This is a genomic window from Serratia sp. D1N4 (assembly GCF_054552755.1).
On record NZ_CM137274.1, the window covers coordinates 3,018,082 to 3,031,656 of the forward strand.

14 protein-coding genes are annotated in these 13,575 nt (G+C 50.9%); 11 read left to right on the forward strand and 3 right to left on the reverse strand.

The features are described from left to right. Nucleotides 1-37: 37 nt before the first annotated feature. The 4 genes from dinI (at nucleotide 38) to ACX1CU_RS13425 (ending at nucleotide 2,956) form a co-directional block, all read left to right on the forward strand. Nucleotides 38-277: a DNA damage-inducible protein I gene (gene dinI, locus ACX1CU_RS13410; RefSeq protein ID WP_076939829.1), complete on the forward strand. Its 240-nt coding sequence runs from the start codon at nucleotides 38-40 to the stop codon at nucleotides 275-277. Nucleotides 278-619: 342 nt separating this feature from the next. Next, nucleotides 620-874, forward strand: a complete 255-nt coding sequence (gene bssS, locus ACX1CU_RS13415) for a biofilm formation regulator BssS (RefSeq protein ID WP_459398802.1) — start codon at nucleotides 620-622, stop codon at nucleotides 872-874. Nucleotides 875-1,016: 142 nt separating this feature from the next. Then, on the forward strand, nucleotides 1,017-2,129 hold the full coding sequence (gene solA / locus ACX1CU_RS13420) for an N-methyl-L-tryptophan oxidase (protein ID WP_459398803.1): 1,113 nt from the start codon (nucleotides 1,017-1,019) through the stop codon (nucleotides 2,127-2,129). A 200-nt stretch (nucleotides 2,130-2,329) separates the two neighbouring features. Continuing rightward, the gene (locus tag ACX1CU_RS13425; RefSeq protein ID WP_459398804.1) at nucleotides 2,330-2,956 is read left to right on the forward strand and encodes a LuxR C-terminal-related transcriptional regulator; all 627 of its coding nucleotides are present in this window, start codon (nucleotides 2,330-2,332) and stop codon (nucleotides 2,954-2,956) included. 29 nt (nucleotides 2,957-2,985) lie between these two features. Here the strand turns inward: ACX1CU_RS13425 and ACX1CU_RS13430 are convergent, their stop codons facing one another. Further along, nucleotides 2,986-4,044 (reverse strand): AI-2E family transporter, encoded by a 1,059-nt coding sequence (locus tag ACX1CU_RS13430; RefSeq protein ID WP_459398805.1) that lies wholly within the window; start codon nucleotides 4,042-4,044, stop codon nucleotides 2,986-2,988. A gap of 431 nt (nucleotides 4,045-4,475) precedes the next feature. On the opposite strand from ACX1CU_RS13430, the gene ACX1CU_RS13435 reads away from it, so the two are divergent. Next, nucleotides 4,476-5,030: a cytochrome b gene (locus ACX1CU_RS13435; RefSeq protein WP_459398806.1), complete on the forward strand. Its 555-nt coding sequence runs from the start codon at nucleotides 4,476-4,478 to the stop codon at nucleotides 5,028-5,030. 24 nt (nucleotides 5,031-5,054) lie between these two features. Continuing rightward, entirely contained in the window at nucleotides 5,055-5,633 is a 579-nt protein-coding gene (locus ACX1CU_RS13440) for a YceI family protein (RefSeq protein ID WP_459398807.1), read from the forward strand. 54 nt (nucleotides 5,634-5,687) lie between these two features. On the opposite strand, the gene trhO is transcribed toward ACX1CU_RS13440, so the two are convergent. Next, nucleotides 5,688-6,740 (reverse strand): oxygen-dependent tRNA uridine(34) hydroxylase TrhO, encoded by a 1,053-nt coding sequence (trhO, locus tag ACX1CU_RS13445; protein WP_459398808.1) that lies wholly within the window; start codon nucleotides 6,738-6,740, stop codon nucleotides 5,688-5,690. 207 nt (nucleotides 6,741-6,947) lie between these two features. Between trhO and ACX1CU_RS13450 the strand changes: the two genes are divergently transcribed. The 5 genes from ACX1CU_RS13450 (at nucleotide 6,948) to ACX1CU_RS13470 (ending at nucleotide 13,053) form a co-directional block, all read left to right on the forward strand. After that, nucleotides 6,948-8,045, forward strand: coding sequence for an NADH:flavin oxidoreductase/NADH oxidase (locus ACX1CU_RS13450; RefSeq protein ID WP_459398809.1), 1,098 nt, complete (start codon nucleotides 6,948-6,950; stop codon nucleotides 8,043-8,045). A gap of 270 nt (nucleotides 8,046-8,315) precedes the next feature. Further along, nucleotides 8,316-9,242, forward strand: a complete 927-nt coding sequence (locus ACX1CU_RS13455) for a Kdo(2)-lipid IV(A) acyltransferase (RefSeq protein ID WP_459398810.1) — start codon at nucleotides 8,316-8,318, stop codon at nucleotides 9,240-9,242. A 79-nt stretch (nucleotides 9,243-9,321) separates the two neighbouring features. Continuing rightward, on the forward strand, nucleotides 9,322-9,606 hold the full coding sequence (locus ACX1CU_RS13460) for a YciI family protein (protein ID WP_459398811.1): 285 nt from the start codon (nucleotides 9,322-9,324) through the stop codon (nucleotides 9,604-9,606). A gap of 200 nt (nucleotides 9,607-9,806) precedes the next feature. Continuing rightward, on the forward strand, nucleotides 9,807-11,045 hold the full coding sequence (gene mdtG, locus ACX1CU_RS13465) for a multidrug efflux MFS transporter MdtG (protein ID WP_459398812.1): 1,239 nt from the start codon (nucleotides 9,807-9,809) through the stop codon (nucleotides 11,043-11,045). A gap of 472 nt (nucleotides 11,046-11,517) precedes the next feature. Further along, a complete protein-coding gene (locus ACX1CU_RS13470) occupies nucleotides 11,518-13,053 on the forward strand; it encodes a peptide MFS transporter (protein ID WP_459398813.1) in 1,536 nt (511 codons plus the stop codon). A gap of 47 nt (nucleotides 13,054-13,100) precedes the next feature. Here the strand turns inward: ACX1CU_RS13470 and ACX1CU_RS13475 are convergent, their stop codons facing one another. After that, the gene (locus ACX1CU_RS13475) at nucleotides 13,101-13,499 is read right to left on the reverse strand and encodes a VOC family protein (RefSeq protein WP_459398814.1); all 399 of its coding nucleotides are present in this window, start codon (nucleotides 13,497-13,499) and stop codon (nucleotides 13,101-13,103) included. Nucleotides 13,500-13,575 lie beyond the last annotated feature (76 nt).

The following is a 13,575-nucleotide window of genomic DNA, read 5'->3' on the forward strand; positions in this document are numbered from 1 at the left end:
CTGTATAAATAAACAGTAAATAGCTTCGGGGGCAATTATGCGTATTGAAGTCACTATCGATAAAACTAAACCACTGCCGCCAGGGGCAATCGAAGCCCTGACAGGCGAATTCAGTAAACGGGTAAACCGCCAGTTTCCTGACACCACCGTGCAGGTACGTTATGCCGGAGCCAACGGGCTGTCGGTCCTGGGTGGAGCTAAAACAGATAAAGACCTGATCGAGGAAATACTCCAGGAAACCTGGGAAAGTGCCGACGATTGGTTCAGCGCAGAATAACACTGCAATGCTGTTGTTGCCGGAGGTCGCTCTCCGGCTTTTTTGTTTCTGTCATGTTTGACCTTTGCTGGTATTTCCGTTGATTTAATCATCGAGCTAGAGAATCTCTCCCCATCCCCCATTTATCAATCCTGTTACTAAATAGAACTTGTACAGCATATTTCATTGTCTATTTACATTTTTGCCTGATAATTGTTCAAATAAATAATTATTTTTAATAAATTACAGCAAAAAGCCCACAGAGAAGCCGAGATGCGTATACTGTAATTGTTCCACAAGGCGATAAGCCGAATTGATCCTCGTTAGTAACTCACGATAGTCACTACTTGATAAGGGGTCTTTATGGACAGAAATGATGAAGTTATTCAGACACATCCGCTTGTTGGCTGGGATATCAGTACCGTCGATGTTTATAATGCCATGATGATTCGTCTTCATTACCTGTCTTCTCTAGACCAAGCAGCCGAAGAAGCTCAAGTGGATCGAACGCTTTGGCTCACCACAGATGTCGCCCGCCAATTGATCAATATCTTAGAGGCTGGCATTGCAAAAATAGAGTCAACGGATTACTACGATCTTGATCGAAAAAAACACTGATTCGTGCATCAACCCTCTCTAAGGCGCCAGTTGTTCTACGGCGCCTTTTTCTTTGGTGCTATTCCTGCGCGGTGAGTGCATTGCCGCCGTCAAACTCTTATCATAAAACCCTAGGCCACACATAACAGAGAGGGTAAAGCGCGTGGAATATGACTTAATCATCGTGGGCAGCGGTTCGGTTGGCGCAGCTGCGGGCTATTACGCCACCAGCAACGGTTTAAAAGTACTCATGATTGACAGCGCAATACCGCCACACCGTAACGGCAGCCACCATGGCGCTACGCGGATTATCCGCCATGCTTACGGTGAAGGTGAAAAATACGTGCCATTCATTCTGCGCGCCCAGGCTTTATGGAATGGATTGGAGCAAAAAAGCGGTGAAAAACTGTTCCACCCCTGTGGTGTACTCAATATGGGCCCGCAAGATTCCGAGTTTATTGCCAACGCGCAATACAGCGCAAAAAGCTACAACCTCAACACGCAGTTGCTGAGCGCAGAGCAAATAAAACAGCGCTGGGCCGAATTTAATGCGCCTGAAGGCTACATCGGCGTATTCGAACCCGATGCCGGCGTTTTGCTTTCTGAATTGGCGGTTGCCAGCTACATCAGACTGGCAAGAGAAGCTGGCTGTGCGCAACTGTTCAACTGCCAAGTCAGCGCTGTAGAACCTATTGAGGGTGGTGTCGAAGTCGTTACCGCTGAAGGGCGTTTTCAGGGCCGTAAGGCGGTGATCACCGCAGGTACCTGGGTGAAAAATCTGTTGCCACAGTTGCCGATCATCCCACTGCGCAAAGTTTTCTCCTGGTATCAGGCGGACGGTCGTTACAGTGAGAATAATCAATTCCCCGCATTTACCGTCGAAGCATCGGATGGTGGTCGCTACTACGGCTTTCCCTCTGATAATGACGGCTTAAAAGTGGGCAAGCACGATGGCGGCCAACCGATTGAAACCGCTGAGCAACGCAAGCCTTTTGGTAGTTTCGCCAGCGATGGCGCTGAAGTGTTTGGCTTTCTGCGCCAGTTTCTGCCAGGCGTCGGCGTCTGCTTACGTGGCGAAGTCTGCAGCTACGACGTGAGCCCTGATGAAGACTTTATCATTGATACCCTGCCAGATTGCCAACGCCTGATGGTGATCACTGGCCTAAGTGGTCATGGCTTTAAATTCGCCAGCGTACTAGGCGAGATTGCGGCACTGTTCGCACAGGACAAGGTATCTCCATTAGATATCGCCCCTTTCAGCCTGCAACGCTTCTGATCTCCCCTCTCCTGCAACTTGCCATTCCGGTCGGTTGCAGGCTAAAAATCCAGCAGTGCATTGATATATATAAATAAATTTATATAAACGGATATTTCTGCCGATAGTCTCTGGATTTCCGAATTGATTGCACAACGAGGTAAAGCCTATTTTAACTCCTTGTGACTATTCGGTTTTTATACAGCTACAAGGACGTCGCCATGAAACTGCTCGTTGTGGACGAATGTTGTTTCACTCGTTTAGGCATTGTCAGCCACTTTACGGACAGCGTGTTTGCCTCAGTGACATCCAGCCACTGCCTTGATGCGGCACTCTCTCTATTGGCCAGCTTCAAACCCAAACATATCTTGGTAAACCTGACGAACTACTGTCGCCGTGCTGAAAATAGCCACCTGCTCGAAGCATTTATCGGTGCTACTCAGGGATCAATGATGCATGTTTACCTGGATACGCCTTATCCTTACGGTGAAAAACCCATGCGCATAACCGACAATACCTTTCTGTTCAGCAAAATGATTTTGCCCAGAGTACTATGCATGCTACGTGAAAATCCGGTTTCGCTGATGGACGGTAGCCATGAGTATTCTCTTTTCAGCCCCCCGGAATTGACGGTGATGAAATACTGGATGTCGGAGATGCCAAACTACCACATAGCCAAAAAGCTCCAGATCAGTCCCCATACCGTGTACGTGCATAAACGCCATATCACAGAAAAAACTAATACCCGCAATCGATTGGAGTTTTACTCGTTATATAATGTGCTGCGTTACTTCTTTCCACCAATGTTCAACCACTCGACCCTGAGCCTAAACCTGGTTGCAGTGTAAAAAGCACAGGGTGGTAGCTAGGGTATTCTTTATTCTTGAATGTCTTCGCGTGCTAACCGGCCATCGCCCAGGATCACCGCCCATTTTTGCCCGCCGTCCATGGTTTCCAGCGTGATGCGGGCAATGATGGTCAAGGGCACCGAGAGCAGCATCCCCACCGGCCCCATCAACCATCCCCAGAATATCAGAGAGAGGAATACCACTAACGTGGAGAGCCCAAGCCCACGGCCCATAATGCGCGGCTCCAGCATATTGCCGATCACCAGGTTAATCAGGACATATCCCCCTGCCACCACCATGGCATCGCCAAAACTGTTAAACAGCAGAGCTTGAATCAGCGGCGGGATCGCCGCGATAACCGAGCCGATATTAGGGATGAAATTAAACATAAACGCCATCATGCCCCAGATAAAAGCAAAGCGAACGCCCACCCAGCTCAAGAATGCCCAGACAATCAACCCAGTCCCCAAGCTGATAGCCGTTTTGATCACCAGATAGTGTGTCACCCCTTTCAACGCACGTTGAATGGTCGCCATGCCTTCATTAGGTTTGTCCAACGCCTGCCGCAATTTGTACGGTAAGTGCTGAACTTCAAACAGCATAAATACCACCGTCATCAGCAACAGAAAAATGCTGGTCATGGCACCGGAAAGATGACCTAACAAACGGGTTACCAGATTCATCGTGGCACCAGGGTCAACAAACTTGACCGCAGCATCGGCAGAGATCGTAATATCGATATTGAAGCGATCGGCGTAATATTGCAGTTCGTGTATTTTTTCCAGCATCATACCGCGATACTGCGGCAAGGAACGGGCAAACTCATTCAAGGAAGAGCCCAACATGCTGATAAACATCATCAATAGCACGATGACGGTAATCACCAGCAGCATCACGCTCAATCCCCTAGGCACCCGGCAGCGCTCCAGTAATACCACTAACGGATTGAGCACGATGGCGAGAAACACCGCCAGCAGGAAAGGCACCACAATATCCGCAGCAGCCTTGACTCCCGCCAGAATAACCACCAGCATAGCCAGCATCATGATCAAGCGAAGCTTGCGGTCATTAAATTCAAAACTGCCCATGAGATTTCCTTGCGTGAAACCGGCCGCGCGAGCCGTTGATAACTATCATATTAGCAAACTCTGCCGCACTGGCGCAGGTAAATCACCGCCGGTCTCTAGGGTAAAATAAGATAATCCTCTATTCTCCTTAGCAGGATAAATAATCACCAAGGTCGTTCACATATTATTTTCCATCACCTCTATTGATATTTACGCAACATGACAAAACCTGACAGTAATAAGTAAAATCAAATAAATTCAATCAGTAATGTCAATTTACTGCTTCTAGAAAAATACTCACTCCAACGATTCATTTGATTGAGTTGTCAGGAACTCACACAAATCCACTGATTAATATTATAAAGAAGTAACATAGTTAAATTTATTATTGCTTTTATGTTTTTTAACGTTTAATTATTGCTGCCAGAAAACGAGTCACGTAAGGAAGCATAATGCTCTGGAAAAATACTGCCGACCGCTTTGGTCATGTTTCTGTTCTGATCCACTGGCTGGTTGCACTGACGGTATACGGCATGTTTGCCCTCGGTCTGTGGATGGTCACACTGGGCTATTACGACGCGTGGTATCACCCAGCACCGGAGATCCACAAAAGCATCGGTGTCCTGCTGTTTATCGTCATGCTGGTGCGGGTCGTTTGGCGCTTTGTTTCTCCGCCACCCAAGCCACTGGCCAGCTATAGCCGTTTAACGCGTCTGAGCGCAGTGCTGGCTCACATTGCATTATATACCGTGCTGTTTGCCATCCTGATCAGCGGCTACCTGATTTCCACCGCCGATGGTCAGGCGATCAGCGTTTTCGGCTGGTTTGATGTGCCCGCCTCTCTGACCGGTATCCCCCAACAGGCCGATACCGCCGGAACGATTCACCTTTACCTGGCCTGGGTTGTTGTCGTGCTTTCAGCACTGCATGCTCTGGCTGCGCTTAAACATCACTTTATTGATCGTGATGTTACTTTGAAACGGATGCTGGGTCGCAGCGCCGATTAACCTCTTGGTATTATGGAGATTGCTATGTTGAAGAAGACCGTATTAGGCCTTACTGCTGGTGCCCTGCTGTTGAGCGCGGGTTCCGCGTTGGCCGCCAACTTCAAGATCGACAAACAAGGGCAACATGCCTTTATCGAATTCCGCATTCAACACTTGGGTTACAGCTGGTTATATGGTTCTTTCAAGGACTTTGACGGTGGTTTCACCTTCGATGAAAAGGATCCTGCCAAAGATAAAGTGAACGTCACTATCAATACCGCCAGCGTGGACACCAACCACGCAGAACGTGACAAGCACCTGCGCAGCGCTGAATTCCTGAACGTAGAAAAACACAAGCAAGCAACGTTCGAATCCACCGAAGTGAAGAAAAATGGTGAAGGCTATGCGGTTGTCGGCAACCTGACGCTGAACGGCGTGACCAAGCCGGTCACCCTGGATGCCAAACTGGTTGGTCAAGGTAACGATCCTTGGGGTGGCTACCGCGCGGGTTTCGAAGCTAACGGTAAAATCAAGCTGAAAGACTTTGGCATCACCACCGATCTCGGCCCGGCTTCTCAAGAAGTTGAGCTGATTATTTCTGTGGAAGGTGTTCGCGAGAAGTAATAAACAAGGGCGCTGATTTCGCACCCTTGCAAAATGGGCTCAGTTTTCTGGGCCCTACTTTTTGGGTTCCGGTATGTACATCGTAGTCTGCAACAATCCCTTAGACTTATTGAAGATTTTGACGCCATTTTCCCGGCCGGCACGGCGCGCACGCTGTTCGTCACGCGGCAACTTCAGCTCTTCACGGCAACTCTCACTGCAACAGCCTGCAAACTTGGCGGCACAGCTCGGGCACTGAATAAACAGCAGATGACAGCCGTCATTCAGGCAATTGGTGTGCGTATCGCAGGGCTCGCCACATTGATGGCAGTGGGCAATCACATCTTCAGAGATACGTTCCCCCATACGCTCGTCAAATACAAAGTTCTTGCCGATAAATTTCAACGGTAAACCCTGCTCTTTCGCCTTGCGTGCATACTCGATGATCCCGCCTTCCACGTGATAAACGTTCTTAAAACCGTTATGCAACATATAGGCGCTGGCCTTTTCACAGCGGATCCCACCGGTGCAGTACATGACAATATTCTTGTCTTTCTGCTCCTGTAGCATCTCCACCGCCATCGGCAACTGCTCGCGGAAAGTGTCGGAAGGTACTTCGATTGCATGCTCAAAATGCCCGACTTCATACTCGTAGTGATTACGCATATCCACAAATACAGTATTCGGATCGTCAATCATCTGGTTGACGCGGTCGGCCTGTAAATATTCACCCACATTCGCCGGGTTAAAAGTGGCATCGTCAATGCCATCAGCGACGATGCGCTCACGGACTTTCAAGCGCAGCACCCAGAAGGATTTACCATCGTCTTCCAGAGCAACGTTCAGCCGCACCTGTTCCAGCGCCGGGTGGGCGGCAAATAAGGTGGTTCTGAAGGCGTCAAAATGGCTCTGCGGCACGCTGATCTGCGCATTGATGCCCTCTTTAGCCACATAGATGCGGCCAAAAACCTTCAGTTTATCGAACTGAATATACAGGCTGTCGCGAAACGCCTTAGGGTCATCAAGGGTAAAATATTTATAAAAAGAAACTGTGGTGCGTGGCTCGGTTTCAGCCAGCATACGCGCCTTCAGTTCCTCGTTAGAAATTCGGTTATGTAACACTGGCATGGTGTACTTTCCTGTCTTTCGAGGGGTGACTGATTGAGTGCGTTCAGGCCGCTGGCCCGCGCGCGGCGCACATAATACCCGAAAATACGCGGTAACACAGCATTAACCCAACGGCCAGGCTTAGCACACAAAACTTGACGTTATTCGTCAATCCCGATAAGCCTAATCACTACCGTACTCTCTATTCTGACGGACCATGAGGACATTATGAGCCAGCTCTTTACCCCCATCACCTTAGGGCAACTACCGTTGCCCAACCGCATCATTATCGCGCCAATGTGCCAGTATTCAGCCGATAACGGTAAAGCTACCGAATGGCACACCATGCACCTCGGCCACCTGGCGCTATCAGGGGCCGGATTGCTGATTGTGGAGGCCACCGCGGTGTCACAAGAAGGCCGTATTTCGCCGGGAGATTTGGGCTTGTGGGATGATGCGACTGAACAGGCTTTGGCAGCGGTGGTTCAGGCCGTCAAAAAACACGCCACCATGCCGCTCGGCATCCAATTGGGCCATGCGGGCCGTAAAGCCTCCTGCGCTGTTCCTTGGGAAGGCGGCGGGCAGCTTTCCAGCGCGGAAGGTGGCTGGCAAACCCTTTCGGCTTCCGGGTTACCTTTTAATCCTCAGGATAAGGCTCCGCAAGCCATGAGCCTGGCACAAATTGAGTTATTGAAAGCCCAGTTTGTCGCCGCCGCACAGCGTGCCGATCGCCTCGGTTTCGATCTGATCGAACTGCACGGTGCGCACGGTTATTTGCTGCATCAGTTCCTCTCGCCGCTGGCTAACCAGCGCGACGACCAATACGGCGGCTCACTGCAAAACCGCATGCGCTTACTGCTGGAAATTTTTAGTGAAGTACGGGCCGTGTTCCCGGCGCAAAAAGCGGTTGGCGTGCGTATTTCCGCCAGCGACTGGGTGGCAGGCGGCTGGGATGAGCCGCAATCGGTTGAACTGGCAACGGCCTTGAAAACGTTGGGCTGTGACTACATTCATATTTCTAGCGGTGGCCTATCACCACAGCAGCAGATCCCGCTTGGCCCGAATTATCAGGTGCCTTTTGCAGAGACCATTAAGCATCAAGTTGGCATGCCGACCATCGCCGTGGGGCTAATCACCGAGCCAGAACAGGCGGAAGCGATTATCGCTACCGGCCAGGCTGACATGGTGGCACTGGCGCGCGGTATTCTCTACAACCCGCGTTGGCCATGGCATGCGGCGGCCAAGCTGGGTGCTAAAGTACAGGCACCGCCACAGTATTGGCGTTCAGAACCGCATGGGCTAAAAGGCTTGTTTAAAAACGATTAAAGACCCAATGAGCGGGTCTTTGCGCCCGCTCCGTCTATTCGGCTTAGCGTCTTTTAGCGCTGTTTTTGCCTAAAAAACACCGTTCTCACCCGGCTCAAGGCAAGAAAATGATGTTTTAATGCTGTGGGTTTTCCTGTTGTCTTAGAAAAATGTCACAATACACAACAATAAACGGCAGGAAAATCATCGCATGAGGCAAGATCTTCGGATCATAGGCTCTGTAGTTTCCCTGTGATTACTGTTAAATGACTGCTTCTAAGCTGAGAACACATGACTCAAGTTCCTTCTTTTAATCGATCTTTACTGCATCCTCGCTACTGGCTCACCTGGTTCGGCATTGGTTTACTGTATTTGCTGGTCCTGCTCCCCTACCCGATTATTTACCACTTGGGTACTGGGCTGGGCCGATTTGCTATGCGTTTTCTTAAACACCGAGTCACCATCACACGACGTAACCTTGAGCTGTGTTTTCCTGAAATGCCAAAAGCCGAGCGTGAGGCGTTGCTCGTAAAGAACTTTGAGTCGGTAGGCATGGGGCTGTTTGAGACCGGCATGGCCTGGTTCTGGCCAAATTGGCGTATCGAACGCTGGTTTACCGTCAGCGGCCTGGAACACATTGAGCATGCGCGTGCCAACCAGCAAGGCGTATTGCTGATCGGGTTGCATTTTCTGACGCTGGAACTGGGGGCACGGATTTTTGGTATCCACAATCCAGGCATTGGGGTTTACCGCCCGCATGACAACCCGTTGATGGACTGGCTGCAAACCCGCGGCCGTATGCGTTCCAATAAATCGATGCTGGATCGCAAAGATGTCAAAGGGATGATCCGCGCGCTGAAACAGGGCGAAATCATCTGGTATGCACCGGATCACGATTACGGCCCGCGCAGCAGTGTGTTCGCTCCGCTGTTTGCGGTCGAAAAAGCCGCTACCACCACCGGCAGCTATATATTGATACGTATGGGCAAGCCAGCCATTATTCCTTTCACTCCACGCCGCCTACCGGAAGGTAAAGGGTATGAATTGATCATTCAGCCCACCGTGGAAAACTTCCCGCTGGATAACGAACATGTGGCCGCCGCGTTTATGAATAAAGTGGTAGAAAAGGAGATCCTGATGGCGCCGGATCAATATATGTGGCTGCACCGCCGTTTCAAAACCCGCCCGGAAGGTGAACCTTCGCTTTATTCAGCGTAACTTTTTTTACCAGTGCCATCTTGAGAAGCAGGCCAAACAGTGTGATGTTATGGCTTTATCATTGGCAAAGGGAGCCACTATGTACGTCGTCAACCTGACCTATCACCGCCCGATTGAAGAAGTCGACAGTCACCTTGAAGGGCATGTTGCCTGGTTGAAGCAGCATTATCAGGAAGGTACCTTTATCGCCTCGGGCCGCAAGAATCCGCGCATCGGCGGAGTGATCCTGGTGAAAGGTATTGAACGGTCGCGGCTGGATGCTATTTTAGCGCAGGATCCGTTCAACGCAGTGGCCCATTATGAAGTCACCGATGTCGCCCTCACCCTGACGTCTAGCGGGTTTGAAGCACTGGCTGGCATATAAAAGTTCCGTGGTTCCCGTACGTGCCGCGTGCGGGAATAACCCCTTCGCTAGTTTTAAAACTTTATTTCATTTTCTTATCCATACCCCTCGCTGGTTAATTGATAACCCGTGCAACTAAGCGCATACTTATCAGGCTATCTATCCGTTTGGCACTATTACCCCATGTAATTACAAAATTTTTACTTTCTGCACGGAAATCTATGGCCTTGGCATCAGAACCTGTTAACTGGCAACGTAACCTCTTTATCATCTGGATTGGGTGTTTTCTGGCCGGTGCTGCGTTCAGTCTGATCATGCCATTCCTGCCGTTGTACGTTGAAGCCCTTGGCGTTACCGGCCATCAAGAACTGAATATGTGGTCCGGTCTGGTTTTCAGCATTACCTTCCTGTTTTCAGCCATTGCCTCTCCTTTCTGGGGCGGGCTTGCCGATCGGCATGGACGTAAGCTGATGCTGTTACGCTCGGCTTTGGGCATGTCGATTGTGATGGTGCTGATGGGAATGGCGCAAAACATTTGGCAATTTCTGGCGCTGCGTGCGGTATTGGGGCTGCTGGGCGGTTTTATTCCCAATGCCAACGCGCTGATTGCCACTCAGGTGCCACGCAACCGCAGCGGTTGGGCCTTGGGTACCCTGTCTACCGGCGGCGTCAGCGGTGCGTTGATCGGCCCGTTGATTGGCGGCTTGCTGGCCGATCAGTATGGCTTGCGTCCCGTATTCTTTATCACCGCGGCCGTGCTGTTTATCTGCTTTCTGCTGACGTTGTTCTACGTGAAGGAACAATTCACGCCGGTACAGAAAAAAGACATGTTGCACGCGCGCCAGGTATTCGCTTCGCTAAAAAGCCCCAAGCTGATCCTCAGCCTGTTTGTGACATCTATGGTCATCCAGATTGCTACCGGCTCGATTGCGCCGATTTTGACGCTGTATGTACGTGATTTAGCCGGTGATATTCACAATCTGGCCTTTATCAGCGGCCTGATCGCCTCAGTGCCCGGCGTTGCGGCACTGATGAGCGCACCCAGATTGGGTAAATTGGGGGATAAAATCGGCCCGGAACGCATTCTGGTGTGTATGCTGATCGTTTCCGTGCTTCTGCTGATCCCAATGGCATTTGTTCAGGAACCCTGGCAGCTTGGCGTGTTACGCTTCCTGCTTGGCGCTGCGGACGGCGCATTGTTGCCTGCGGTGCAAACCCTGCTGCTTTACAACTGCACCAATCAGGTTGCCGGGCGGATATTCAGCTATAACCAATCATTCCGCGATATCGGTAATGTCAGTGGCCCGCTGCTAGGCGCGGCGGTATCGGCCAGTTATGGGTTCCGCGCCGTGTTCTGCGTGACTGCAATGGTGGTGGTGTTTAACGTTTTCTACTCCTGGTGGTGTCTACAGCGGCGCCCGGCCAGAATGCGCGAAGACAGGCTACAGGAAGAGCAATAGCCAGATTTATCGCCACTTATACCAATACCTCTCAGTTAAGTCCTATATTCTGCACTTTTCCCTTGTCGAATCACCCTGCCGGCCTATGAGCTAATTCCAGAAAGCTCCGATATCAATGCCTTGTTTTAAAAAAAGTTAAAGATAACTCAGAGCAATAAACCACCTGTTAATGCAAATTCCCATTTAGACAAAATAAAAACCAAGAAAGTAGATGTTTGTCGACTTTTCATCTAAAAAATGGGATATAGATAACCAGACGAAATTATTGCCCAGTAACCAGATGGTTAAAAAATATCACGCCAGAGCTAAAATTCAGGCCAAGTGAAACAAGGGCCAGCACGTTTTCCATGGTTCACATGCGTTGCGGCTGAGGTTTTGTCAGGTAATCCGCGCAAGTTGGATCACCTTTCTTAAACACACACATACCACAGTACAGCCGCTTTATGGCGGCACATTTTATCGGGAAGATTTTATGCAATCCTCTGTTACACAGAAAGAAAACCGAACCTTCTTCGGCCATCCTTATCCGCTCGGTTCGCTGTTTTTCACCGAGATGTGGGAACGCTTCTCGTTTTATGGCATCCGTCCATTATTGATCCTGTTTATGGCCGCTACCGTTTATGACGGCGGTATGGGGTTGGCACGCGAGAATGCCTCGGCGATCGTCGGTATTTTTGCTGGCAGCATGTACCTGGCCGCCCTGCCTGGAGGTTGGTTGGCAGATAACTGGCTCGGGCAGCAAAAAGCGGTTTGGTATGGTTCGCTCCTGATCGCACTCGGCCACCTGTCTATCGCCCTGTCGGCGTTTATGGGTAACGATCTGTTCTTTATCGGCCTGATGTTTATCGTGCTCGGTTCCGGCCTGTTCAAGACCTGTATTTCGGTGATGGTCGGTACGCTGTACAAACAGGGCGACGCACGCCGTGACGGCGGCTTCTCACTGTTCTACATGGGCATCAACATGGGTTCCTTCCTCGCCCCGTTGATTTCCGGCTGGCTGGTTCGTTCACATGGTTGGCACTGGGGTTTTGGCATCGGTGGGATCGGGATGTTGGTAGCACTGATTATCTTCCGCATCTTTGCCGTGCCATCAATGAAACGCTATGACAGCGAAGTTGGCCTGGATTCAACCTGGAACAGCCCGGTAGTCAAGAGAAATGGCGTCGGTGCCTGGCTCGTGGCGTTGACCGTGGGTGTTGCCATCATCGTTGGCCTGATTTCTCAAGGCATCATCGTGATCAACCCGGTGGCCGTTGCCAGCATGCTGGTTTATGTGATTGCCACCTCGGTCACGCTGTACTTTATCTACCTGTTCTTTTTCGCTGGTCTGAGCCGCAAAGAGCGTGCGCGCCTGCTGGTGTGCTTTATCCTGCTGGTCTCTGCCGCATTCTTCTGGTCTGCCTTCGAACAGAAACCGACGTCGTTCAACCTGTTCGCTAACGACTACACCAACCGCATGATTGGTGATTTCGAGATCCCGGCAGTGTGGTTCCAATCGATCAACGCCCTGTTCATTATCCTGTTGGCACCGATCTTTAGCTGGATGTGGCCTGCCTTAGCACGCAATAAGGTGCGCCTGAGCAGCATCACCAAGTTCGTGTTCGGCATTCTCTTTGCGGCCGCAGGTTTTGGCGTGATGATGCTGGCATCTGAAAACGTGCTGAACAGTGGCGGTGCGGGTGTATCACCGATGTGGCTGGTGGGCAGTATTCTGATGCTGACGCTGGGTGAACTGTGCCTGAGCCCGATTGGCCTGGCGACCATGACCCTGCTGGCACCGGACAGAATGCGCGGCCAGTTGATGGGCCTGTGGTTCTGCGCCAGCGCCTTGGGTAACCTGGCGGCTGGCCTGATCGGTGGCCATGTGAAAGCAGACAAGTTGGAACTGCTGCCGACCCTGTTCGCCCGTTGCTCTATCGCGTTGGTGATCTGTGCCGCAGTGCTGATTCTGCTGATCGTACCGATTCGCCGCATGCTGGAGAATACTCAAGGCAAAGCAAACGCTTAATGAGTGCTCCGCAAAGCTTTAAAGCCAGCGCCTGCCGCTGGCTTTTTTTATATCTGCCAGGCCTGCTGCTGTAATACCACGCGATAACCATCCAAGTCCTCAAAGGTTTGCCCATTGGCATCCCAATAAGGGTTATAAGCCTGCACACGCCGGAATCCGGCAGCCAGCATCTGTTCGCACATTCCCTGCCACTGTTCCTCTTCTGGCAGATAGAACACCAGTAGGTTGTCCTGCGTAGGGGCTTGCCCTACCCGCACACCACGATGATGGGTAAACTCCAGGTGATAGGCATGCTGCGGATGGCCGAGCATGATGCCATCAAAACCCTGATGATCCTCAAACTCGCCAAGCCGTGCAAAACCTAGGCCACGGCAGTACATCTGTGCGATCTCCGGCAACCGATCGGTTGGGCGGGCGATACGTAATACGGCATTGTGCATGTCCATTTTCTCTCCTGTTAGCGTGGAAACAGCATAACCCTTCCCCCTTGAACCAACGTTCAGTAAATGCGTTTTCCTGTGG

Bases quoted from the DNA above. Each gene is read 5' to 3' on its own strand.
- dinI (WP_076939829.1), top strand. From the start codon at position 38: ATGCGTATTGAAGTCACTATCGATAAAACTAAACCACTGCCGCCAGGG.
- bssS (WP_459398802.1), top strand. From the start codon at position 620: ATGGACAGAAATGATGAAGTTATTCAGACACATCCGCTTGTTGGCTGG.
- ACX1CU_RS13425 (WP_459398804.1), top strand. From the start codon at position 2,330: ATGAAACTGCTCGTTGTGGACGAATGTTGTTTCACTCGTTTAGGCATT.
- ACX1CU_RS13430 (WP_459398805.1), bottom strand. From the start codon at position 4,044: ATGGGCAGTTTTGAATTTAATGACCGCAAGCTTCGCTTGATCATGATG.
- ACX1CU_RS13435 (WP_459398806.1), top strand. From the start codon at position 4,476: ATGCTCTGGAAAAATACTGCCGACCGCTTTGGTCATGTTTCTGTTCTG.
- ACX1CU_RS13440 (WP_459398807.1), top strand. From the start codon at position 5,055: ATGTTGAAGAAGACCGTATTAGGCCTTACTGCTGGTGCCCTGCTGTTG.
- trhO (WP_459398808.1), bottom strand. From the start codon at position 6,740: ATGCCAGTGTTACATAACCGAATTTCTAACGAGGAACTGAAGGCGCGT.
- ACX1CU_RS13450 (WP_459398809.1), top strand. From the start codon at position 6,948: ATGAGCCAGCTCTTTACCCCCATCACCTTAGGGCAACTACCGTTGCCC.
- ACX1CU_RS13455 (WP_459398810.1), top strand. From the start codon at position 8,316: ATGACTCAAGTTCCTTCTTTTAATCGATCTTTACTGCATCCTCGCTAC.
- ACX1CU_RS13460 (WP_459398811.1), top strand. From the start codon at position 9,322: ATGTACGTCGTCAACCTGACCTATCACCGCCCGATTGAAGAAGTCGAC.
- mdtG (WP_459398812.1), top strand. From the start codon at position 9,807: ATGGCCTTGGCATCAGAACCTGTTAACTGGCAACGTAACCTCTTTATC.
- ACX1CU_RS13470 (WP_459398813.1), top strand. From the start codon at position 11,518: ATGCAATCCTCTGTTACACAGAAAGAAAACCGAACCTTCTTCGGCCAT.
- ACX1CU_RS13475 (WP_459398814.1), bottom strand. From the start codon at position 13,499: ATGGACATGCACAATGCCGTATTACGTATCGCCCGCCCAACCGATCGG.